This window comes from Agromyces seonyuensis (assembly GCF_009789225.1).
GTDB lineage: Bacteria > Actinomycetota > Actinomycetes > Actinomycetales > Microbacteriaceae > Agromyces > Agromyces seonyuensis.
This window is the reverse complement of sequence record NZ_WSTA01000064.1, coordinates 1-23,242: the sequence shown is the minus strand read 5'-3', so window position 1 is coordinate 23,242 and position 23,242 is coordinate 1. Positions and strand designations below refer to the sequence as shown.

The window sequence follows — 23,242 nt, the reverse complement described above, 5'->3', positions numbered from 1 at the left end:
GTCTCGGCCCTGCACTGGGCCGGCGCCGACGACGGCGACCGCTGCCCGCCCGCGGGCCGGGACGTGCTGCGGCGGCTCGCCGCGGCCGGGCGCATCGCATGAGCGCCACGCGCGCGGGTCGGGGCTGAGTCCCGTGGCCGCGCGCCCGTCCGCCCTCCGGAAGGCCGTCTGGTGGGGACTCGACTACGTCGACGCGACGCGCCGGCAGTTGCGGGTCCTCGCGCCGCGCGGCGCGGCCCGGCGCTGGGCCGTCGGCGACGAGGATCGCCCCGAACTCGTGCTGCTCCCCGGGGTGATCGAGCACTGGACGTTCCTCGAACCCCTGGGCGACCGCCTGCACCGGGCCGGGTTCCGCGTGCGGGTCGTGCACGGGATCGGGGCGAACACGCGCCCCATCGACGAGACGGCGCTGCGCGTCGCCGCGGCGCTCGGCCGCGAGCCGGTGCCCGCGGCCGGGCGCATCGTCGTCGCGCACAGCAAGGGCGGGCTCATCGGCAAGCGGCTGCTGATCGACGAGGAGACCGGCGGCGATGGCGCTCCGACCCTCGGGCTTCTCGGGGTGGTCGCGATCGCGACGCCGTTCCACGGCGCCAGGCGCGCGCGGCTCATCCGCCACCCGAGCGTGCGGGCCTTCCTGCCGGACGACCCGACCATCCGCGCCCTGGCCGCCGCCGCGGAGGCCGACGCGCGCATCGTGTCCATCTCGGGCCCGTACGACCCGCACGTTCCCGAGGGCTCCGATCTCGCGCTCGGCACCAACCTGCACGTCGCGACGCCGGGTCACTTCCGCGTGCTCGCGGCGCCCGAGACCGCCGAGGCCGTGCTCGAGGGCGTGCGGTTGCTCGTCGCGCGCACCGCGCAGGCCGACGGCCCCGCCTGACGCCCGGGCCGTGCAGGCGCGGCGACGGCGCGCGAGGGGTTCGGTCGGGGCGTCGGGGACAGCCGCCCCGACCGGGTTCAGACGGCCCGGAGCGTGCCGGGGCCGAGATCGCCGATCCGCGTCGCGCCCGCGAGGGCGAGCGTCGCATCCAGTTCGGCGATGAAGTTGCGCACGACCTCGCCGACGCCGGTCGCGCCCGCGATGCCGAGCCCGTACGCGTAGGGGCGGCCGATGCCGACCGCGGTCGCCCCGAGGGCGAGCGCGATGACCGCGTCGGCGCCGCCGCGCAGGCCCGAGTCGAACAGCACGGGGATGCGCCCGGCGACGCGTTCGACGACCCCGGGCAGCGCGGCGATCGTCGCCACGGAGCGGTCGATCTGCCGCCCGCCGTGGTTGGAGACGACGACGCCGTCGAAGCCGGCTTCGACCGCGCGTTCGGCGTCATCCGGATGCACGATGCCCTTCAGCACGACGGGCAGGCTCGTCAGTTCGCGCACACGGGCGAGCCGTTCCCACGTCAGGCCGGGGTCGGCGAAGACGTCGAGGAACGTCTCGACGGCGGCGCGCGGCAGCGGCGAACGCAGCGCGTCGAGCGCCCCGCCGTCGACGAGCGCCGTGCGGGCGCCACGGCGCGCGATGCCGAGCGCGGTGCGGATCGCGCGCGGCGTGACCTTCACGGGCGGCGCGGACGGGTCGCCGATCGCACCCGAGCGCACCCGCTCGCGCACGAGTTCCGCGAACACCGGGTCGCTCGTGTACTGCGCGATGCCCTGGCCTCGGGTGAACGGCAGGAAACCGAGGTCGAGGTCGCGGGTGCGCCAGCCCAGCAGGTGGGTGTCGAGGGTGATGAGGATCGCCTCGGCACCGGCGGCCTCGGCGCGGGCGAGCAGCGACGCGTTGAGCTCGTCGGAGGACGACCAGTAGAGCTGGAACCAGCGCGAGCCCTCCCCCATCGCCGCGGCGACCTCCTCCATCGGCTTCGAGGCCTGGTTCGAGAGGGCGTACGGCACGTCGAGCGCGGCGGCCGCGCGACCCACCGCGACGTCCGCGTCGGGATGCGCGAGTTCGAGGACGCCGATCGGCGAGAGGTAGAAGGGGGTCGCGCGCCGCTTGCCGAACAGCTCGATCGAGAGATCGCGCTCGCGCACGTCGCGAAGCACGCGCGGCAGGATGCCCCACGCGGCGAACCCGTCCGTGTTCGCCGTCATCGTGTGCTCGGCCCCGGCCCCGCCCGCGAGATACGCGAACTCCTCGGCGCCGAGCGCCGCGCGGGCGGCGGCTTCGAGGCCGGCGAACGTCGTCGGCACCGCCGGTCGCGTTCCGCTGACACCGGCGCGGTACACGGCCGACTGCACCCCGCGCGCGTACCCGCGCGATGTGTCGATGCGTCCCACGCAGACCTCCTCGTCCGAAATGCTCGCCTCAGCATAGGGGCGGCGCGGACGGATCAGTGCACGTACTCCAGGAGGTCGGTGCCGACCTCACGCATGCCGGCGAGCACCCCGAGCCGGGTCGACAGATCGGTGTCGGCGAAGTACGTCGAGACGGCGTAGGCGATACCCGCCCGCGGTCCGCGCAGCACCCCCGCCTCGGCGCGCACGCCGCCGTCGGTGCCGGTCTTGTTCACGAGCAGGATGCCGTGGTCGGGATGCCGGTGGGCGAGCGGATCGAGGCCGAAGGCCGAGGCGACCATCGACAGGTCGCTGTTCAGCGAGAGCCAGCCGATCACCCGCTGCGACACCTCCGGGGAGACGACCTCGCCGCGCGCGAGCGACGCGAAGAGCCAGGTCAGCTCCTTCGTCGAGCCGATCGAGAGCTGCGGGGCGTCATCCGGTCCGCGCTGGTCGCGCACGAGGTCGAGCAGCGCCGTGCGGGTGAGGCCGAGCTGCTCGGTGCGCGCCCGCACCGCCTCGAGGCCGACCGAGCGCAGCAGCACGTTCGTCGCGAGGTTGTCGCTCGCGGAGCCGACGAGGGCGGCGAGGTCGGACATCGGGAGCGAGGCCGACTGCAGGTGCTGCCAGATGCCGGCATCCCCGACGGCGTCGGGCGCCGAACGGCCGATCGAGACGAAGGCCTCCGTACCGCCCGACTGGAGGCGCGCCGCGACCTCGACGAGGAGCAGCACCTTGCCGATCGAGGCCGTCGGCATGATGACGTGGTCGTCGATCGAGAAGAGCACGCGTCCCGTCGCGAGGTCGGTCGCGCGCGCCGACACCTGCACCCCGGCGAGCACGAGGTCGCCGAGCGCCTTGAACCCGCGGTCGAAATTCTCGCCCTCCTCGGAACCCGCGCGCTTGCCGCGCTTGCGCCCCGGCGCGTGCCGGGCACGTCGGCCCGAGGACTCGCCGCGCACCGTCGCCTCGTCGGCATGACGGGCACCCGGCTCCCATCCCTGGGACGGCTTCGACACGACGGGACTCGCTCTCTTCGGTGGGATTGACGGACTGACCGGGACGGCTACCAGATGCGCACGCGCTCGGCGGGATCGAGCCAGAGGGCATCCTGCTCGCCGACGCCGAACGCATCGGCGAACGCGTCGATGTTGCGCACGATCTGGTTGCACCGGAACTCGTTGGGCGAGTGCGGGTCGATCGCGAGCAGGCGGATGACCTCGGCGTCGCGACCCTTCTGCTGCCAGGCCTGCGCCCACGACAGGAAGAAGCGCTGGGCGCCCGTGCGCCCGTCGACGACGGGCGGCTCCTCGCCGTCGAGCGAGAGCAGGTAGGCCTTCCACGCGATCGAGAGGCCGCCGAGGTCGCCGATGTTCTCGCCGATGGTGAGCGCGCCGTTGACGTGGTGCGTGTCACCGGACTCGGCGACGAGCTGCTCGGGGACGAGCACGTCGTACTGGGCGATGAGGGCGCCGGTGCGCTCCTCGAACGCCTCCCGGTCGGCCTCGGTCCACCAGGAGACCAGTCGGCCGTCGCCGTCGTATTTGGAGCCCTGGTCGTCGAAGCCGTGGCCGATCTCGTGGCCGATGACCGCGCCGATGGCGCCGTAGTTGGCCGCGGCGTCGCGCTCCTCGTCGAAGAACGGGAACTGCAGGATGGCCGCGGGGAACACGATCTCGTTGAACCCGGGGTTGTAGTAGGCGTTGATCGTCTGCGGCGTCATGAACCATTCGTCGCGGTCGATCGGCTTGCCGATCTTGCCGAGCTCGCGCTGGAACTCGTACTCCGTGGTGGCGCGCACGTTGCCGACGAGGTCGCCGGGGTCGATGTCGAGGCTCGAGTAGTCGCGCCACGTCACCGGGTAGCCGATCTTCGGCGTGAACTTCGCGAGCTTGTCGAGCGCCTTCGCGCGGGTCTCCTCGCCCATCCACTCGAGGTCGGTGATCGAGTCGCGGTAGGCGGCGACGAGGTTGGCCACGAGGCCGTCCATCGCGGTCTTCGCCGTGGGCGGGAAGTGCCGCTCGACGTAGATCTTGCCGACGGCCTCGCCGAGGGCGCCCTCGACGAGCGAGACGCCGCGCTTCCAGCGCTCGCGCAGCTGCGGCGTGCCGGAGAGCGTGCGACCGTAGAAGTCGAAGTTGGCCTGCACGAACGCGTCGGACAGGTAGGCGGCGTTCGCCCGGACGACCTGCCACGCGAGCCAGTCCTTCCAGGCGGGCAGACGGTCCTCGCTCAGCAGCTCGCCGAGACCCGAGGCGAACGACGGCTGTCGCAGCACGACCTCGGCGAGCGCGCCGTCGGGCACGCCCATGGCGTCGCGCCAGATGCCGAGATCCGCGCCGGCGCCCTCGGCGACCCGGGCCGTCAGGTCGTCCCAGGCGACGAGGTTGTAGGTCTTCTCGCTGTCGCGCGACGCCACGTTGTCCCAGTGGTGGCCGGCGATCGCGGTCTCGAGCTCGAACACGCGAGCGGCCCGTTCGGCCGGGTCGTCGAGTCGGGCGAGGCCGAACATGCGCTCGAGGTGCACCTGGTAGGCGGCGGCGATCTCCGCGAAGCGCTCCTCCCGGTAGTAGGACTCGTCGGGCAGGCCGAGCCCGCCCTGGTTCAGGAAGACGAGGTAGCGCTCGGGGTCGCCCGGGTCGTTGTCGACGAAGAGGCCCAGGAATCCGGGGACCCCGGCTCGTTCGAGACGGCCGAGCGTGTCGAGGAACGCCGGGATGCTGCCGGGCAGCGAGGCTTCGAGGAGCTGCCCCGCGATCGGGGTGGCGCCGAGGAGCTCGACGCGCTGCTCGTCGAGGAAGCTCGCGAAGAGGTCGCCGACCTTGCGGGCTTCGGTGCCCGGCTCGGCGCTCTGCGACTCGACGATGATGTCGCGCACCGCCTGCTCCGCCTGCTCGTGCAGGACGATGAACGAGCCGTAGCGCGCCCGGTCGTCGGGGATCTCGGTGCGCTCGATCCACTTGCCGTTGACGTGTCGGAAGAGGTCGTCCTGCGGACGCACCCCCGAATCCAGCTCGTCTTCGATGATCCCGGACGGGAGTGCGGCGTCGGTCATTCCCCCAGACTACGCACGCGCGGGGGCCTCGCGGAGACCGTGCTGGAACGGGGGGCCGCTTTCCCGGTCAACCGTGATGTTCCGCCCGAGCGCCTCAGTAGGCGCCGCGCCCGTCGAAGACCGCGCGCGCCGTCTTGGCGAGGATGACGATGTCGCCGGTGAGCGACCAATTCTCGACGTAGTACAGGTCGAGGCGGACCGAGTTCTCCCAGTCGAGCGAGGAACGGCCGCTGATCTGCCAGAGGCCGGTCAGCCCGGGCTTGACGAGGAAGCGCCGGTGGACGTGGTCCTCGTAGACGGCGGCCTCGGAGGGCAGCGAGGGCCGCGGGCCGACGAGGGACATCTCGCCCCGCAGCACGTTGAGCAGTTGCGGGAGCTCGTCGAGGCTGAAGCGCCGCAGCCCCCGACCCACGGGGGTGACCCGCGGGTCGGACTTCATCTTGAAGAGCACGGCGTTGCCGGCGTCCTGGCCGGTGCGGAGTTCGTGCACCTGCGTGTCGGCGCCGACCGACATCGTGCGGAACTTGCGCATCCGGAACAGCTCGCCGTTCCGTCCGACGCGCTCCTGGTTGTAGAACACCGGGCCGGGCGAGGACGCCTTGACGGCGAGGGCGACGACGGCGAAGACGGGCGCGAGCAGCGTCACGAGGAGACCGGCGACGACGAAGTCGAAGCACTGCTTGGCGACGAGCTTGCGCCCCTCGTACTGCGGCGTCTCGACGTGGATGAGGGGCAGCCCGGCGACCGGGCGCGTGTGGATGCGGGGGCCTCCGACGTCGATGAGGCTCGGCACGACCACGAGGTGCTCGGCACCGGGCTCGAGGCCCCAGCTGAGGCGGCGCACGCCGTCGGCGCTGAGCGCGTCGGTGCTCGTCACGACGACCGTGTCGGCGCCGACCTCGCGCATGCGCTCGAGCACGTCGTGGACCCCCGTGAACACGGGCGCCTCGGAGCGGCCGAGGAGGTCGAACGCCGAGGTGCGGTCGACGCACGCCCCGACGATCCGGTACCCGGACTCGGGGACGCGGTCCAGTTCGCGCGCCACCGTCGACACCGTGTCGGGCGAACCGATGAGCAGCACGTTCGTGCAGTAGGCGCCGCGGCGGCGCTGCACGGCGAGCCACCGGCGCCAGACCCACCGGGAGGCGACGAGCACGATCACGCCCACGGGGAACGCCAGCAGGATGTACCCCCGGGCGATGTCGAGCTTGAAGAGGAAGGCGATGATCGCGACGAGGCCGAACAGCCGCAGCGAGGCGTCGATGATCGCGCGGTACTCGCGGGCGCCGCTGCCGAGCACGCGAGCGGCACGCGCGTCGAAGAGCTGCAGCGCGAGCAGCCAGGAGCCGACGAGGACGAGCGACACGACGGTGTACTCGAGGGACTCGTGCTCGACCGTGCCGGAGTTCGCGACGGACGCGTCGGTGCCGAGCCAGATGAACTGGGTGCCGAAGACGACGAACACGAGCGCGAGGAGGTCGGTCAGCAGCATCCGGGTCGCGAGCGAGACCGTGGGCAGGGCGACGGACGTGCGGATCCCGGGACGCGCGGCCGCGGTCACCATGCGCGCGCCGCGTTCCCGGTCGCGCGGGTCGGTCGCGCCGAGTGCTCACCGTGGAGCGCGACGACCTCGTGCGTCGACCGCACTGCTGCCCAACGATGTCCCACTCCTGGAACCTCCGCCCCGACCGATGCCGTCGCGCTGCACCGTCCGATGCGCGACGCGGTCCACGCTATCGCCAGAGCGTCACCCGTGGAACCGACTGGGAGCGCTCCACGCATCCCACCTTCGGGGGGCGCGCGTGCACAGCCGGTCGCGGAACGAGGGATGCCCCGGGGCCGCGACCCCGGGGCATCCGTCGCGGATCGGCGGTCAGTACTTGGCCGACTGCCCGCCGTCGATCGGCACGACTGCGGCGTTGATGTAGCTCGCATCCTCGCTGAGGAGGAAGGCGACGACCGAGGCGATCTCGGGCGCCTCGCCGTACCGCTTCGTCGGGTTGATCTGGATGAACTCCTCCGCGGCCTTCCGCGGGTTCTCGGGGTCGATCTGCTTCATCGAGTTCTCGACCATCGGCGTCCAGATCGCGCCCGGCGCGATCGCGTTGATGCGGATGCCGAACTGACCGTACTCGACGGCAGAGTTGCGGGTGAGGCCGACGACGCCGTGCTTGGCGGCGGCGTACCCGGACTGGTTGCCGACGCCGCGGATGCCGCCGACGCTCGCCGTGTTGACGACGTAGCCGGAGCCCTGCTCGCGCATGACGGCGAGGACGTGCTCGAGGCCGAGGAAGACGCCGCGCAGGTTGATGGCGACGACCTTGTCGAACTCGGCCGCGGTGAAGTCCTCGGTGAGGTTCTGCTTGCCCTCGATGCCGGCGTTGTTGAAGAAGCCGTCGATGCGCCCGAAGCGGTCGACGACGGCGGCGACGTAGCCGGCGACGTCCTCCTCCTTCGAGACGTCGGCGACGACGGTGAGGGCCTCGGTGCCCTCGGGGAGCGCGGCGACGGTGTCGGCGAGGCCGGCCTCCGAGACGTCGACGAGCGCGAGCTTGGCACCTTCGCCCGCGAGGCGGACGGCGGTGGCGCGGCCGAGTCCGGAGCCGCCGCCGGTGATGAGGACGACGCGATCGGTGAAACGGGCCATGGTGGTTGCCTTCTTTCGATTTCGGTCCGCCGCCCATGGCGGACCGGTGGGTTCTTCCACCTTATGCAACACCTGTTGCGCAGCGTCCATTCCCCTGGGCACGGGGACGGCTAGCGTGGAGCGGTGGCCGGGCGAGGGACGACGAGGATGACCGGTGCCGAACGCCGGACGCTCGATCGGAGCATCCTGCATCTGGCGCTGCCGGCCCTCGGCGCGCTCATCGCCGAGCCGCTCTTCCTCCTCGCCGACACGGCGATGGTCGGCCATCTCGGCGCGACGCCGCTCGCGGGCCTCGCGCTCGCGAGCGCGATCCTGCAGACGATCATCGGCCTGATGGTCTTCCTCGCCTACGCGACGACCCCCGCGGTCGCGCGGCGCATCGGCCTCGGCGACCGTCGGGGCGCGGTCTCCGCGGGCGTCGACGGGATGTGGCTCGCGCTCGCGCTCGGCCTCGTGCTCGGGGCGGCGGGCTGGGCCGCGACGCCGTGGCTCGTCGGGCTCTTCGGCGCGACGAGCGACGTCACCGCCGGCGCAGAGGCCTACCTCGCGATCTCGATGGCCGGCCTCCCCGCGATGCTGCTCGTCTTCGCCGCGACCGGACTGCTGCGAGGGCTTCAGGACACCCGCACGCCGCTCGTCGTCGCCGGGCTCGGCTTCGCCGCGAACATCGGCCTCAACGCGCTGTTCATCTACGGCCTCGGGCTCGGGCTGGCCGGGTCGGCGATCGGCACCGTCGTCGCCCAGTGGGGCATGGTCGCCGCGTACCTCGCCGTCGTGGCCCGGCACGTGCGCCGCGTCGGTGCGAACCCGTGGCCCCACCGCGACGGGGTGCTCGGCGGCGCCCGCTCCGGCGGCTGGCTGTTCCTGCGCACGGCGAGCCTGCGCGCGGCGCTGCTCCTGACGACCTGGGCGGCGACGTCCGTCGGCCCGCACGAGCTCGCGGCCCTGCAGATCGCGATGACCCTCTACTCGACCATCGCGTTCGCGCTCGACGCCCTCGCGATCGCCGCGCAGGCGCTCGTCGGCAAGCACCTCGGCGCCGGCGACGGGGACCACGTGCGCGGCGTGCTCGCGCGCTGCCTGTTCTGGGGCGTCGGCGGCGGGGCCGTCGTGGGGGTCCTCGTCGTCGCCTCGGCGTGGGCGCTGCCGTCGCTCTTCACGTCGGATCCCGCGGTGGCGGGCATCCTGCCGTGGGCGATCGTCGTGCTCGGCATCTCGGCGCCGCTCGGCGGGCTGGTGTTCGTGCTCGACGGCGTGCTCATCGGCGCCGGCGACGCGCGGTATCTCGCATGGACCGGCCTCGTGAACCTCGCCGTCTACGTGCCGCTCGCCCTCTGGGTCGCGTGGGCCTTCGCCGGCCAGGATGCCTCCGGCGCCGCGGCCGTCGCCTGGCTCATGGCGGCGTTCTCGCTCGGCTACCTCGGCGCCCGCGCGGTCACGTTGTCCTGGCGCGCCCGCGGCAGCGCGTGGATGCGCACGGGCGCCTGAGGCTCCCGCCGACGTCGTCGCTCCACGGCGATGTCGCGTCCTGCGCGCTCCACGGTCGGCGATCCGCGACATCCCCGACGGCGATGGCGCCTCGGACACGACCGTCACCCGACGCGATGGGCGCCGGGCGACGGTCCCGGGTGGCGAACCCGGTCGATCAGGCCGTGCCCGCGACGCCCGTGAGGCCGAAGCGGAACGTCAGCGGACCGCGCGGGAGACGGAACTCGGCGTGCGTGCGGGCACCCCACGAATCGTCGCCGGCCACGCCGCGGCGCATGAGCGCGGGCCGCAGCACCGTGCGCTGGATCGGCGGGAGCTCGTTCGGGTGCGCGGCGTTCTCGACCTCGAACGGCGTCCACGGCAGGGCCGAGAACTCCATGCCGTCGGCCGAGTCGAGCCGGAGGCCCCAACCGCGCTCGTCCGTCACGCTCGCCCACTGCACGCCCGTACGGCTGCCGGATTCCTGCGGTCGCAGGTAGGGCGTCAGCTCCGTGCGGACGTCGCGCTCGAACACGTCGCGGCGCGCGCCGAGTCGACGGTCGACCGCCGTCTCCTCGGGACCGTCGCCGTACCAGCGGAGCCGGTGCAGGTCGGCGGGCACGGTCAGGAGCATCCCGAACTCGGGCAGGTCGGGCAGCGACGCGTCCGCCTCCATCGAGACGGTCACCTCGATGCGGCCGTCCCCGCTCACGCGGTAGTCGACGTCGCACGCGGCGGGCGGATTCGTCGGCAGGTCGTAGGTGAAGCCGACGGTCACCGACTCGTCGTCGCTCGACACGCGTGCCGTCTTCAGGGCCTCCCCCGCGACCCGCGCGTAGCGGCTCGCGAGCAGCCACTGCCCGTCCTCGAACGGGGCGCCCCAGCCGCGCTCGTTGGAGGTCGGCGCGTGCCAGAAGTTCGGCTTCGGCATCGACGTCAGCAGTTCGCGCCCGCCGTCGGCGGTCAGTCCGTACCGGTAGGAGGCGAGTCCGCCGTGCAGCGTGGAGAACAGCACCTCGAAGTTCGCGCCGCGCACGCCGAGGTTGTGGGTGCCCCGGACGAGCTCGGGCCGGGGTGCGCGCCGCGCGGGAGCGGGCTCGCCGGCGACCCGGACCACGGTCTGCCCGCGGGCGACGACGTGCCCGGCGGCCGCCCAGCGGGTCGACTCGCGCAAGCGGAACTCGACGTCGACCGTGTACTCGCCCGGGAACCCCGGCACGACGACGGGCAGCGGGAACCGGCCCGACTCCCCCGCCGCGACGTCCGTCTCGAAGGATGCCTCGGCGAGGGTGCGCCCCTCGCGGCGGAGCGTCGCGACCGCCTCGAGGCCCGCCGTCGACGTCACGAGGAACCGGCTCTCGACGAGCACCGACTCCGCGTCGATCTCGAGGCGCAGCGGCTGGTAGAGCGCGGCGACCTCCTGCAGGGCGGGCTTCGGGCTGCGGTCGGCGAACACGATGCCGTTGCCGCTGAAGTCCGCGTCGTGCGGCGCCTCGCCGCCGTCCCCGCCGTAGCCGAAGAAGGCGACGCCGTGGCGGTCGGTCATCCGGATCGCCTGGTCGGCGAAGTCCCAGATGAAGCCGCCCTGGAAGAGCGGCTCGCGGTAGGCGAGCTCGACGTACTTCTCGACGGCGCCGAACGAGTTGCCCATCGAGTGGGCGTACTCGCAGAGGATGAACGGCTTGTCGCGGTGCGTGCGGAGATGCTCCTCGATCTCGGCAGCGGGCGTGTACATCCGACTCGTCACGTCGGTCGTCTCGGGGTGGCGGGGGTCCCAGTCGACGCCCTCGTAGTGCACGGGGCGCACGTCGACGCTGCGGAACCAGTCGGCGACGTCGCGGATGACGCTGCCGCCGAACGACTCGTTACCGCACGACCACATCACGACGCTCGGGTGGTTCTTGTCGCGCTCGAACAGGCTCGCCGCCCGGTCGAGCAGCACGGGCTTCCACTCGGGCCGGTCGCCCGGCAGGGCGCGATCGAGCGGCGCGTCGAGGTAGCGGATCTCGTCCCAGACGCCGTGCGTCTCGAGGTTCAGCTCGTCGATCACGAGGAAGCCGTACTCGTCGGCGAGCTCGTAGAAGAACGAGTTGTTCGGGTAGTGGCTCGTGCGGATCGCGTTGACGCCGACGCCCTTGAGCAGGCGCAGGTCGGCTTCGGTCTGCTCGCGCGACATCACGCGGCCCTGCAATCCGAACTCGTGGCGGTTCACGCCGTTGAAGACGATCCGGCGACCGTTCAGGCGCAGCATGCCGTCCTCGATCGCGAAGCGGCGCACGCCGACGGGCTGGGCGATCACCTCGCTCGTCGCGCCCTCGGCGTCCTCGACCCGGACGAGCAGCCGGTAGAGGTGCGGATCCTCCGGGCTCCAGAGGCGCGGCGCGTCGAGCCGGATGCGGTGGGTGCCGTCGGCGTCCGCGTCGAGCATCCCGACGCCCTCGAGCTCGATCCCGACGACCGCGCCGCCGACCGCGGCGAACGTCACCGCGATCTCGGCGCCCGCATCGTCGAGCGTCGTCGAGACCCGCAGATCCTCGACGTGGGCGGCCGGTCGACGTCGCAGGACGACGTCGCGGAAGATGCCCGAGAACCGGTAGAAGTCCTGGTCCTCGAGCCACGATCCGCTCGTCCACTTGAACACCTGCGCCGCGAGCACGTTCTCGCCGTCGACGAGGGCGTCCGTGAGGTCGAACTCGGACGGCGTGAAGCTGTCCGCGCCGAACCCGAGGTAGCGGCCGTTCAGCCAGAGCGCGACGGCGCTCTCGACCCCGGCGAACTCCACGGCGATCCGCTCGCCCGGTTCGACCGGGCGTTCGAGCTCGAACCGCCTCACGTACGAGCCGACCGGGTTGAAGCGCGTCGGGATCTCGCCCGGCACGACGGCCTCGCGGCCGTCCCAGGGGTACTGCACGTTCGCGTATTGCGCACGGTCGTAGCCCTGGAGCTGGATGTGCGACGGCACGGGGATGTCGTCCCACGTGCTCGTGTCGAAGCCGGGCTGCTCGAAGCCCGGGATCACGGCACCGAGGTTGCGCGCGTAGTGGAACTTCCACAGTCCGTTGAGGGACTGCTCGAAGCCGCTCTCGCCCGCGGCGAGCTCGGCCTCGCTGCGGAACCAGCGGTGGTCGGATCGGGCGGGACGTCGGTGCTCGGCGAAGTAGCCGGGGTCGGCGAGGCGGGACGGGTCGAAGACGCCGCCGGCGAGGGCGGTCTCGGCGACGCCGAGGGAGTCGAGGGTCACTTGATGGCTCCGGTGATGCCGGCGGCGAACGCGCGCTGGAGGACGAGGAAGATCACCATCGTCGGCAACGAGGCGAGGAGGACGGCGAGCATGAGCACGCCGTAGTCGGTGACGTAGCCCGCGCTCAGGTTGGAGATGAGCAGGGGCATCGTCTGGACGTCGTTGTTGATGAGGATGACGCGCGGCCACAGGAAGTTGTTCCAGGCGGTCATGAACGTGATGACCGCGGCGGCCGCATAGGTCGAGCGCATGGTGGGCATGTAGATGCGGGCGAAGATCCCGACCTCGCTCACGCCGTCGATGCGGGCGGCCTCGATGATCTCGTGCGGGAACGATCGCGTCGCCTGCCGGAACAGCAGGATGAGGAACGGCGTCGCGATCGTCGGCACGATGACCGCGATGAGCGAGTTGACGAGGCCGGCGTTCGCGAACAGCTCGAACAGCGGGATCATCGTCGCCGCGAAGGGGATCATCATCGCCAGGAGGAGGATCGCGAGCACGGCATCCTTCGCGCGCGAGTGGAACACCTCGAAGCCGTAGCCGGCGATCGAGCACAGCAGCAGCGAGAGCACCGTCGTGCCGACGGCGATCAGGAACGAGTTGACCATCGCGGACACCACGTCCTGCTCGGCGAAGAGCTTCGCGAAGTTCTCGAGGAGCTGCGTGCCCGGCAGCAATCGCGAATCGAGCACGTCAGCGCTCGAGTTCGTCGCCGAGACGACCATGAAGTAGAGCGGGAACACCGAGAACAGGGCGAACACCGACAGGAACACGTAGCCGGGGAGCCGGCGCAGTCGCCTAATCACGCTTGTCACCGACCTTCATCTGGACGAATGCGAGGACGGCGACGAGCACGAGGATCACGAACGAGATCGCGGCGGCGTAGCCGAAGTTGGGGTTTTTCAGGAACGAGACCTCGTAGAGGTAGTGCGACATCGACATCGTCGAGTACGCGGGACCGCCCCGGGTCAGCGCCCAGGACTCGTCGAAGAGCTGCAGGGTGCCGTTGGTCGAGATGATCGCGGTGAGCAGGATCATCGGCTTGAGCTGCGGGACGGTGACGTGCCAGAACGTCTGCCAGGCATTCGCGCCGTCCATGCGGGCGGCCTCGATGCTCGACTGGTCGATGTTCTGGAGCGCGGCCAGGTAGAAGACCATGTTGTAGCCCGTCCAGCGCCACAGCAGGCCCAGGATGATCACGAAGCGCGCGGTCTCGGGCTGGCCGAGCCAGTTGATCGGGCCGTCGATGAGGCCGATGCCGAGCAGCGCGTCGTTGACGAATCCGTCGTTCGCGAACATCGTGCGGAACACGAGCGAGTACGAGACGAGCGACACCGCGCACGGCAGGAAGATCGCGGTGCGCCAGAACCCCTTCCAGCGGAGATGGGGGTCGTTCAGGAGGTTCGCCAGGACGAGCGCCAGGATCAGCATCAGCGGCACCTGGATGATCAGGTAGATGAAGGTGTTCTGCAGCGTGAGCTTGAACACCTCGTCGCTGAGGAGGCGCGCGTAGTTGGACCAGAGGGGCTCGGCGAACTCCAGGTTCGTTCCGCGCCCGGTCTTCATCGAGAGCACGAACGCCTGGAACATGGGGATGAAGCTCATCACCAGGATGAGCAGCGCGGCCGGCAGGAGGAACCCCCAGCCGGTCAGGCTGCGACGACGCCCTTCCGTCAACCACGGCCGGTTGCGGTTGATGGCGGGGTCGGGCGCCGGCGGTTTGCGCGCGCCTGGCTGCGCGCGGCGCGTCCGGTCTGCGACGTCGGTCGACACGGGTTGCTCCTTACGATCTCGGGGACGGAGGACCGCGGTCCGGCCGGGGAGCTCGCGCTCCCCGGCCGGACCGTGGGGCTCACTCCATCGCGAACTCGACGTTGGCCTGGGCCTCGGCGAGCGCCTCGTCAGGGTCGGCGCCGCCCATGATCTGCGTGATCGCGGCGCTCACGGCGTCGCGGCCCTCGTAGTAGTACGCGCCGGTGTTGTTGCTCGGCACCTCGGCGCCGAACTTCACGACGTCGGCGAAGATCGCCTGGCCGCCGAAGAACGCGTTCGGCTCGGCGTAGACGTCGCTGTCGCCCGCCGGGATCCAGTTCGCGACCGCGCCCGAGGTCGGGAGGATCGTGTCGTAGAGCTCGGTGGAGCCGGCGAAGGTCGCGGCGAGGAAGTCGGTCGCCAGGTCGACGTCGGCGTTGGAGCTGATCGCCCACGACGAACCGCCGTTGGCCGAGTAGTTCGTGGCGCCGTCGACGCCCTCGAGCTTCGGCAGGTTCGTGACGGCCCACAGGCCGGCCTGGTCCTCGGCGCCCGTGATGGAGCCGACGATCCAGGTGCCGTTGATGGTGCCGGCGACGGAACCGTTCACGAAGGTGCCGATGTACTCGTCCCACGAGTTGACCTCGACGAAGATGCCCGACTCGACGAGCTGGGTGTAGACGTCGATCGCCGCGAGCAGCGCGTCGTTGTCGACGATGGTCGGGTTGCCGTCCTCGTCGAACAGGCTCGCGCCGGCGCTCTGGAGGATCATCATGATCATGTCGGACGAACCGGCCTGGCCCGACAGGAGGGGCTGACCGGTCTTGGCGAGGACGTCCTCGCCCTGCGTGATGAACTGGCTCCACGTGATGTCGGTGAAGTCGTCGATCGTGTAGCCGGCCTGCTCGAGCACGTCGGTGCGGAGCGCGGTGATGGCGGTGCCCGAGTCGAAGGGCACGCCGTAGTTCACGTCGTCGACCGTCGAGTACGCCGCGACCGAGGTGGGGAACTCGCTGAAGTCGACGGCGTCGCCCGAGACCTCGCTGAAGAGGTCCGGGTAGTTCAGCACGTTCTTCTGGAACGCGTTGTTCTGCATGAGGAAGATGTCGGGCAGCTCGCCGTACTCGCGCGACTGGGCCAGCGTCGTCAGCTTCGGCTGCAGGTCGTCCCAGGCCGTCTCGACGATCTCGAGCTTGAAGTCGGGGTGGTCCTGCTGGTAGATCTTCTCGGCCTCTTCGAGGGCGAAGATGTTGAACGCCGGGTCCCAGGCCCAGACCGTGAGCGTCTCGTCGCCGTCGCCGCCGCCGGCGGAGTCGCCGCCGGCGGAGGAGCAGGCGCCGAGCGAGAGCGCGAGCGGGAGCGCGACGCCCACGGCCACGAAGCGGCGCATGGTGTTTCGGTTCATTGCGGGGGTGTTCCCTTCTTGAGTGCGTTGCTGCGGGATGTGCTGTGCGACGGTGCAGTGCGCATCGCCGTGCGGGCGTCGGCCGCGAGGGGCTCCGCGGAGCCCCGTGCGGTCGGCGCTCAACCGATCCGTTCCCACGGACCGGACGTCGAGCCGGGGCGTTCGCCCCGCGTCCACCACTTGGCGCGGTAGGCGACCCCGTCGAGGATCGCCGTGTCGCCGGCGGTGAAGATTCGGGTGGCGGTCCAGAGCGCGCGGCCGTCGGCGTCGACGGCGAGCTGCTGCCAGGGGCCGTAGGCGTCGCCGGGCTGCTGGGCGCGGGTCCACCAGGTGGCGACCCAGCGAGTGCCGCCGAAGACGATCTCGTCGCCGGCGAGATAGACCTGCGAGGCCGACCATGCCGGTCGGACGCTCACCGAAAGGCTCGCCTCGACCGATGCCGCACCGGCCGCGGCGAGCGCGGCATCGGCACGGATCGTCGCCGCCGCCGCTCCGGACTGGGTGGTGCCGAAGCCGACGACCTCGTACTCGTCGGAGTCGAGTTCGCGCGACGAGCCGTCGGCGAACACGCCGGTCACGCCGACGCCGGCGTCGGCGAACGACGAGCCGACGGGCACCACGATGCTCGTCGGGTCGACGCGCAGGACGGTGAGCGCGGGGGCGAGCGCCGCCGCTGCAGCCGCGAGCCGGGACTCGGCGGCGTCGATGCGGGCTTGCGTGCTCACGCTCGCGAGCACGGCGCGGGCGTCGGCCAGCGCCGACGCGAACTCGACCCACTCCGCGGCGCGGTAGTCGGCCTCGGCGAGGCCTCCGGCCTGCTCGGCGCGCTCGGCGAGGAGCGCCGGGTCGACCGACTGCTGCCGCAGCGACAGCCCGTCGACGGCGAGCGCCGAACCGGTGCCGGCCGCGCGGATCGCGACCCGGACGGTGCCGGCCGGGAGGACGACGTCGGAGATCGCCGCGTCGGCCCAGCCCAACGTCGGCGCGAGGTCGAGGACGTGCTCGACGCCGTCGGCGCCGGTGACGACCGCCTTCGCCTCGTCGAGCCCGCCGGCGTAGTTCGCCCGGAGGGCGAGCGTGTACACGCCCGCGGGCACCGTCACGTCCTGGTGCACGTCGCCCGCGAAGGCGGCGCTCGCACCGAGGCGCAGGGCGAATCGCGACGAGTCGGCCCCGGGCGACGGGTTCGAGACGAACGCGGTCGTCGGCGAGGCGGCATCCGTCGACTGCGTCCAGCCGGTCACGGCGGTGACCGCGATGCGGTCGGCCGCGAAGTCCGGGTTGAGGACGTAGTTGTTGCCGAAGCCGACCTCCCAGGCGCCGGTCGTGGCGTCGAGCTCCCATTCGCTGAGCGAGTTGAAGCGGACGTCCGCCCCCGTGCCGCTGAGCGGCAGCCACTGGTTGAATCCGAGGCCGTTCCAGGCGAATCCGGCCCAACGGTCGCCGGCGTAGATCACGGTGTCCTGCTCGGTGCCGTGCACCGTGAGGAAGAAGCCGCTCTGGGTGACGTGGCTATAGTCCCGCTCGGAGCCGGGGAGGACGTACATCGAGGAGTACGCGCCCTGGATCTGGCCGTTCAGCGAGCGGATGAGGTAGGTCTGCGACGTGTTCCAGCCGTGCAGGTCGGAGCTGGCGATGTAGTACTGCCCGTCGAGCTTGAACATCGCGTTGCCCTCGCGGCCGGCGCCGGCGAAGACCTGGACCGCGGACTCGACCGAGAGCGAGTCGGCGTCGCTGATCTTCGCGACGTAGGTGCGGCTGCGGCCGTTGCGGTACGAGAACACGAGGTAGTCGGTGCCGTCGTCGTCGGTGAACACCGTCTGGTCGCCCGTGCCCTGGTTCCAGCCGGAGCCGTTGTCGTAGACGCCCGGCATGCGGGTCTGCAGGTTCGCGTACTCGAAGTCGTCGACGGGCGAGTCGCCGCTCAGGAACAGGACGCCGGCGTTCGTCACGCGGGTCGGGTCCGGGCTCTCGAACTGGGTGAGCAGGACGTACTTGCCGGTGCGCTCGTTGTAGGCGACGCCGAGGCGGCCGATCCAGACCGAGTCGGCCAGGGTCTCCATGTCGGAGAAGTAGGTGCCCGAGACGTCCTTGGAGGCCGGGATGTGCAGCGCCGTGTCGCGCGTGGCGATGTCGTTCTCGAAGGTCCAGTCGACGAGGTTCGTCGAGGAGTAGGCCGTCACGGCCTCGAACTCGGCGTCGTAGGTGCGCGTCGGGCTCGCGACGTAGCGCTCGGCGCCCGTGTAGCGCACGCCGTACCAGTAGTAGCGGTCGCCGAAGCGGAAGATGCCGCCGCCCTGCGAGTAGATCGGGTTGCCGTCGGTGTCGAGCCAGAACCGGTCGTTCTCGATCGTGCCGGCGCCGGTGCCCGCGAGCGGGACGAGTGCGGCGGCCGCGTCCTGCAGGCCGTTCTTCGCGTCGACGACGGCCGCGGCGTCGGCCGCGGGATCGGCGAGCACCTCGTCGGCGGCCACGACCGCCGCGGCGAAGGGCGCCCAGGTCTCGGCGGTGTAGTCGGCCGGGGCGTTCGTCCGGAAGCGCTCGAGCTGCTCGCGGAGGCCGGAGATCTGCACGAGTCCGGCGGCGGCGGCTTCGAGGCCGCTGCGAGCCGCAGTGAGGGCGGCGTCCGTCGCGGCCGGATCGGCGGCGGCAGCCTGCGCCGTCGCGAGCGCGCCGGCGAAGCCGGGCCAGGAGGCGGCGGTGTAGTCGGCGGCGGCGCGGGCCGCGTAATGGGCGACCGAGCGGCCCAGGAGGTCGCGCTCGTCGACGACGTCGGTGGCCGTGAAGACCGCGGATGCGTGGTTGATCCAGCCCACGGTGACGACGCGGAGAGTGTGCGCGCCCGGCGCGAGCCCCTCGGCGCGGAAGATCTCGATGGTGTTCGACTTCGCGCCGTTGTAGTTCGCGGTGCCGATCTTGACGTCGTCGACATAGACGTCGGCGGTGCCGTTGGTGGTCGCCTTCCGGCCGAAGAGCACGACGCTCTCACCGGTGAAGGCGATCTCGAAGGCGGCGCCGCCCGTCGCCCAGGTGTGAGTGCTGTTGCTCGACCAGGCGCCCTCGTACCAGGTCTGCAACGGGGTGCCGCGGACGGTCGTCGTGTCGGTGTAGGCCACGGTCGAGGTCGTCGCCTGCGCGGCGTGCGCCGGGGTCTGCCCGGCGACGGCGAGGAGCATGGCGAGGAGCATGGCGAGTGCCGCGCCCCATCGGATGGTGCGGGTGTCCGCGGGTGTTGCCGAGTGTGCCGCCGACGTCGTCGTCGAGGTCTCCAAGGGGTGCCTCCGTCATCGCAGGGTTCTTGATACAGCGCTGTACCAGGAACCATAGAGCACGATCGCCCCGGTGCGAAACACGTCGTTGCGAACTCGTGATCCTGCGACGCAGGAGCCCGTCGCGCAGAACTCAGCGGGTGGTGCCGCGCGCGATGAGGGTCGGCTGCGCAAGCAGATGGGCGGGTTCCTGCGGAACCTGGTCGATGCGCGAGATGAGGCGCGCGAGCGCCGTGCGGGCGACCCAGGAGATGCGCGAGTCCATCGTCGTCAGCGGCGGCGCGAGGAACGCCGACTCCTCGATGTTGTCGAACCCGACGACCTGCACGTCCTCCGGCACCCGCAGGCCGCGCTCGCGGAGGGCTGCGACCGCGCCGATCGCCAGGCCGTCGTTGAGGCACATCATGCCGTCGAACGGCACGCCCGAATCGATGATGTCCTGGGCGGCGCGGAAGCCCGTGCCGATGGTCCAGTCGTAGCCCGTGATGCCGATGAGGCGCGGATCGAGCCGGATGCCCGCGGCCGTGGCCGCCTCGAGCACGCCGCGCAGCCGCGACTCCGCGTTGCCCTCCACCGCGACGGCGATCGCGGCCGGAGCGAACTCCGTGCGGGCGCCCACCACGGCGAGCGAGCCGACGCCGCGCTCGAAGAGGTACTCGGCCGCCGTGCGGGCATCCACGACGTCGTCGGCCGAGACCCGGTCGGTGCGGCCGAACGTGCGCCGGGCGCCGAGGCACACGAGCGGGAAGTCCACCTCGAGGTCGGCCGGCGCGAACTGCTCCTGCTCGGGCAGCGAGAGCAGCAGGCCGTCGCTGAGGTTCGGGTTGAACTGGTCGAGGTAGTCGCGCATGCCGCGGAGGCCGTCGTCGGGGAACGTCGTGACGTAGACGACGAGGTCGTGCGCGCGGGCCGCTTCCACGACCTCCTCGGCGAGCTCGGCGAGGTAGGGCGCGCGCAACGTCGGCACCGCGAGGGTCACTGCGCCCGTGCGGCCGCGCATGAGATTGCGCGCGGCGATGTTGACCTTGTAGCCGGTCTCCTCGACGACCGCCATGACCCGTTCGCGCGTCTCCGGCGACATCCGGCCCGTGCCGTTGACCGCGTTCGAGGCCGTCTTCAGCGAGACGCCGGCACGATCGGCGACGGCCTGGAGCGTTACTCCCCGTCGTCTCGTCGCCATGTCATCCTCGCTGGTGTCACGCTCCGACCATAGGGCAGAGCGCCCGCCGGGCGGCGCCGGTCAGCCCAGGTACTCGCGCGCCGCGGCGACGAGCGCCGACACGCCCGTCGAGAGGGTCGGCTCGATCACGGGGGCGAAGTAGGCCGAGTGGTTCGACGGCAGGTCGGGGTCGAAGACGTCGATCGGGCCGGTCCAGGGCTCGGGTGCGAAGCCCCCGAGGAACCAGTACACGAGGGGCGCGCCGGCCGCTGCGGCGAGCACGCCGACGTCCTCGCTGCCCGAGAGCCGGCCGAGGTCGCCGACCCGGTTCTCGCCGAGGACGCCGCGGAACACGCCGCGCAGCCGCTCGGTCGCCTCGGGGTCGTTGAAGGTCACCGGGAAGCTCTCGCCGTGCACGATCTCGGGCTCGCGCGGCGCGTTCGAGGCGAGGGACTCGGCGCGCAGCACGCGCGCGACGCCGTCGACGAGCACGTCGCGCGTCGCGTCGTTGAACGAGCGCACGGAGATCTCGAGGCGCGCCTCGGCCGGGATGATGTTGCTCTTCGTGCCGGCGTGGATGCTGCCGACGGTGACGACGCCCGTCTCCGCGGGCGCGATCTCGCGGGCGACCAGGCCCTGCAGTCGCACGACGGCGTGGGAGGCGAGCAGCACGGGGTCGACGGTGACCTCCGGACGCGAGCCGTGGCCGCCCCGGCCGTGCAGCGTGACGTGGAAGGTGTCGACCGCGGCCATGGCCGCGCCGGCGTGCACGCTCACCGTGCCGGCGGGCAGGCCCGTGACGTGCTGGCCGAGCACGATGTCCGGCTTCGGGATGCGCTCGTAGAGCCCCTCGCGGACGAGCGCCTGCGCGCCGCCGTCGCGCTCCTCCGCGGGCTGGAACAGTGCCACGAGGGTGCCGCTCCACTCGTCGCGGGTCGCGACGAGGCGCTCGACCGCCCCGAGCAGCGCCGTGACGTGCACGTCGTGGCCGCATGCGTGCATGACCGGCACGTCGATGCCGTCGGGGTCGACGCCGCGCTCGCGGCTCGCGTACTCGAGCCCGGTGAGCTCCTCGACGGGCAATCCGTCCATGTCGGCGCGCAGCAGCACGGTCGGCCCCTCGCCGTTGCGCAGGATGCCCGCGACGCCGGTGCCCGCGAGCCCCGCCACGATCTCGAGGCCGAGCTCGCCGAGGTGCTTGACGACGACGGCGCCCGTGCGGTGCTCGGCCCATGAGAGTTCGGGATGCGCGTGCAGGTCGGTGTAGATCGCGTGCAGGTCGAGGCTCATCGGGCCACCCTACTGACCGCTTCGGACCCGGACCCCGAGCCCGGCCCCGGCCTCGGCCCCGCCCGCCGCGACGCGGGGACCGGGCCGAGGCCGGCCGGCGCGGGCGTCAGAGCGCGGCGGCCTTCGCGTGCAGCGCCTGCACGGCGTAGCGCGCCGACCAGATCGCGCCGTGCTGCCAGGCGGAGAGCTCCGACATCCAGTCGCCCGCGAAGAACGTGTTGCCGACGCCCTGCTGGAGCAACGCGAAGTTCGCGGTGCCGGTGCGGGGATACGCCCAGGCGCCCTGGATGTACGGCACCTTGTCCCACGAGATCGAGAAGGACGACCGCAGCTCCGACCGGTACCGCTCGCCGTGGATCTTGACGCCCTGCTCGACGGCCCGGGCCTCGCGGTCCTTCGGCGACAGCGCCGCATACGTGCGGGCGCTCGCCCCCGTGTTGTAGTACCCGACGACGAGGCCGGTGCGCTCCCCGTAGCCGTAGGACGGGTACCAGATGTGCGCGAGGTCGAGGTCGGTCTCGGTGATGCCGCCGAAGATGCGGTGGTCGTCCTCCCACCAGCGCGACTGGTACTCGAGCCCGATCTTGCCCGCGGCCGAGCCGATGGCGAAGTCGGCGAGCGCGGTGTCGATCGCGCCGCCCCAGTTCGTCGCCCAGCCGCGCATGAGTTGGGCCGGGGCCGCGACGATCGCGAAGTCCGCTTCGACCTGCTTCGTGCGGCCCTTCTGCTCGTAGGTGACCGTGACGCCCTTCGGGGTGTTCTGAACGCCGGTGACGGGGGCGTTGAACTCCACCCGCTGCTTGCCGATCGCCTTGACCATGTACTGCCACGTCGTGTCCATGCCGCCCTTGGGCTGGAACATGAGCATCGCCTGCTCCCAGTTCGTCTCGAACGGGAAGTAGTTCCCGAATCGGGAGGCGAGCACGGCCGAGAGGGAGTCAGGGCCGGGCAGCGGCGTGCCGTGCTCCTCCCAGGCCGTCGGGTACGACGCGTAGCCGCGGTTGCTGCCGCCGGTGTACGCGCCGCTCGTGTCGAGCGATCCCCAGCTGCGGAGGAACGTCTTGAGGTTGGCCTTGTCGTCGGCGGTGAGCCGCGCGTCGAGCGCGCCCTGGTCGGTCGCGTAGTTGAGCAGTTCCGAGGTGTACCCGAAGACGTCGGCCTTGGCGGTGCGGTAGCGCGTGGGGTTGCCCGGGGTCGAGCCGGTGCGCTCGTTGTAGAGGTAGGCATCCGCATTCGCGTTCGTGAACACCTCGTAGGGCACGCCGAGTTCGCGGATGTAGTCCATGGTCGTCATCCACTGCGCGATGCGACCGGCGCCGGCGTTCAGGTAGATGCCGTCGCCGAAGCGCGCGGTCTGCGTGACGCCGTCGAGGTCGGTCTCCGAGTCGCCGCCGCGGATCGTCAGGGTGCGGCCGCCGGGGCGGTGCCGCGCCTCGAGCACGGTGACGTCGTAGCCGGCCTTCTGCAGCTCGTACGCCGACGTCAGGCCCGCGGGGCCGGCGCCGACGATGACGACCTTCTTGCCGCCGCGGCGGCCGGCGAGGTGGAAGTCGCTGCCGCTCGGCGGAGTCCAGGCGTGGGCGGCCTGCGCGACGGCGGACGCCGCCGGCACGGTGCCGACGGCGCCGGCGGCCGGGATGCCGGCGAGGCCGCCGGCCGCGTACAGGGCCCCGGCGCCGGAGCCGG

Annotated in this window: 15 protein-coding genes; 2 read left to right on the top strand and 13 right to left on the bottom strand. The window is 71.8% G+C overall.

What is annotated here, in order from left to right:
- Positions 1-133 precede the first annotated feature (133 nt).
- Complete coding sequence (locus tag GB864_RS13315; protein WP_160425829.1) at positions 134-880, top strand: esterase/lipase family protein; 747 nt, start codon at positions 134-136, stop codon at positions 878-880.
- A 77-nt stretch (positions 881-957) separates the two neighbouring features.
- Here GB864_RS13315 and GB864_RS13310 read toward each other — a convergent pair whose 3' ends face one another.
- The 5 genes from GB864_RS13310 to GB864_RS13290 form a co-directional block, all read right to left on the bottom strand.
- Entirely contained in the window at positions 958-2,274 is a 1,317-nt protein-coding gene (locus GB864_RS13310; RefSeq protein WP_160425827.1) for an alpha-hydroxy-acid oxidizing protein, read from the bottom strand.
- A 53-nt stretch (positions 2,275-2,327) separates the two neighbouring features.
- Positions 2,328-3,233 carry a serine hydrolase gene (locus tag GB864_RS13305; RefSeq protein WP_160425837.1) on the bottom strand — a complete coding sequence of 302 codons (906 nt, stop codon included), beginning with the start codon at positions 3,231-3,233 and terminating at the stop codon, positions 2,328-2,330.
- Between the two features lie 104 nt (positions 3,234-3,337).
- Positions 3,338-5,326, bottom strand: a complete 1,989-nt coding sequence (locus tag GB864_RS13300) for a M13 family metallopeptidase (RefSeq protein ID WP_160425825.1) — start codon at positions 5,324-5,326, stop codon at positions 3,338-3,340.
- 94 nt (positions 5,327-5,420) lie between these two features.
- A complete protein-coding gene (locus GB864_RS13295; RefSeq protein ID WP_160425822.1) occupies positions 5,421-6,890 on the bottom strand; it encodes a sugar transferase in 1,470 nt (489 codons plus the stop codon).
- A 309-nt stretch (positions 6,891-7,199) separates the two neighbouring features.
- Complete coding sequence (locus GB864_RS13290) at positions 7,200-7,973, bottom strand: glucose 1-dehydrogenase (protein WP_160425821.1); 774 nt, start codon at positions 7,971-7,973, stop codon at positions 7,200-7,202.
- 147 nt (positions 7,974-8,120) lie between these two features.
- On the opposite strand from GB864_RS13290, the gene GB864_RS13285 reads away from it, so the two are divergent.
- On the top strand, positions 8,121-9,461 hold the full coding sequence (locus GB864_RS13285; RefSeq protein WP_160425818.1) for an MATE family efflux transporter: 1,341 nt from the start codon (positions 8,121-8,123) through the stop codon (positions 9,459-9,461).
- A gap of 157 nt (positions 9,462-9,618) precedes the next feature.
- Here the strand turns inward: GB864_RS13285 and lacZ are convergent, their stop codons facing one another.
- The 8 genes from lacZ to GB864_RS13245 all read right to left on the bottom strand — a co-directional run.
- On the bottom strand, positions 9,619-12,681 hold the full coding sequence (gene lacZ, locus GB864_RS13280; RefSeq protein ID WP_160425816.1) for a beta-galactosidase, LacZ type: 3,063 nt from the start codon (positions 12,679-12,681) through the stop codon (positions 9,619-9,621).
- Complete coding sequence (locus GB864_RS13275; RefSeq protein WP_336603999.1) at positions 12,678-13,496, bottom strand: carbohydrate ABC transporter permease; 819 nt, start codon at positions 13,494-13,496, stop codon at positions 12,678-12,680. Before GB864_RS13275 ends, lacZ begins: the two co-directional genes overlap by 4 nt.
- A complete protein-coding gene (locus GB864_RS13270; protein ID WP_336603998.1) occupies positions 13,480-14,454 on the bottom strand; it encodes a carbohydrate ABC transporter permease in 975 nt (324 codons plus the stop codon). The genes GB864_RS13275 and GB864_RS13270 overlap by 17 nt, the downstream gene beginning before the upstream one ends.
- A gap of 79 nt (positions 14,455-14,533) precedes the next feature.
- A complete protein-coding gene (locus GB864_RS13265) occupies positions 14,534-15,838 on the bottom strand; it encodes an ABC transporter substrate-binding protein (RefSeq protein ID WP_160425813.1) in 1,305 nt (434 codons plus the stop codon).
- Positions 15,839-15,957: 119 nt separating this feature from the next.
- On the bottom strand, positions 15,958-19,014 hold the full coding sequence (locus GB864_RS13260; RefSeq protein WP_160425810.1) for a family 43 glycosylhydrolase: 3,057 nt from the start codon (positions 19,012-19,014) through the stop codon (positions 15,958-15,960).
- A gap of 226 nt (positions 19,015-19,240) precedes the next feature.
- Entirely contained in the window at positions 19,241-20,287 is a 1,047-nt protein-coding gene (locus GB864_RS13255) for a LacI family DNA-binding transcriptional regulator (RefSeq protein WP_160425807.1), read from the bottom strand.
- A 60-nt stretch (positions 20,288-20,347) separates the two neighbouring features.
- Entirely contained in the window at positions 20,348-21,556 is a 1,209-nt protein-coding gene (locus GB864_RS13250; protein ID WP_160425805.1) for an amidohydrolase, read from the bottom strand.
- Between the two features lie 106 nt (positions 21,557-21,662).
- Positions 21,663-23,242 (bottom strand): flavin monoamine oxidase family protein (locus GB864_RS13245; protein WP_202107215.1); only part of this gene is annotated, 1,580 nt, incomplete at its 5' end.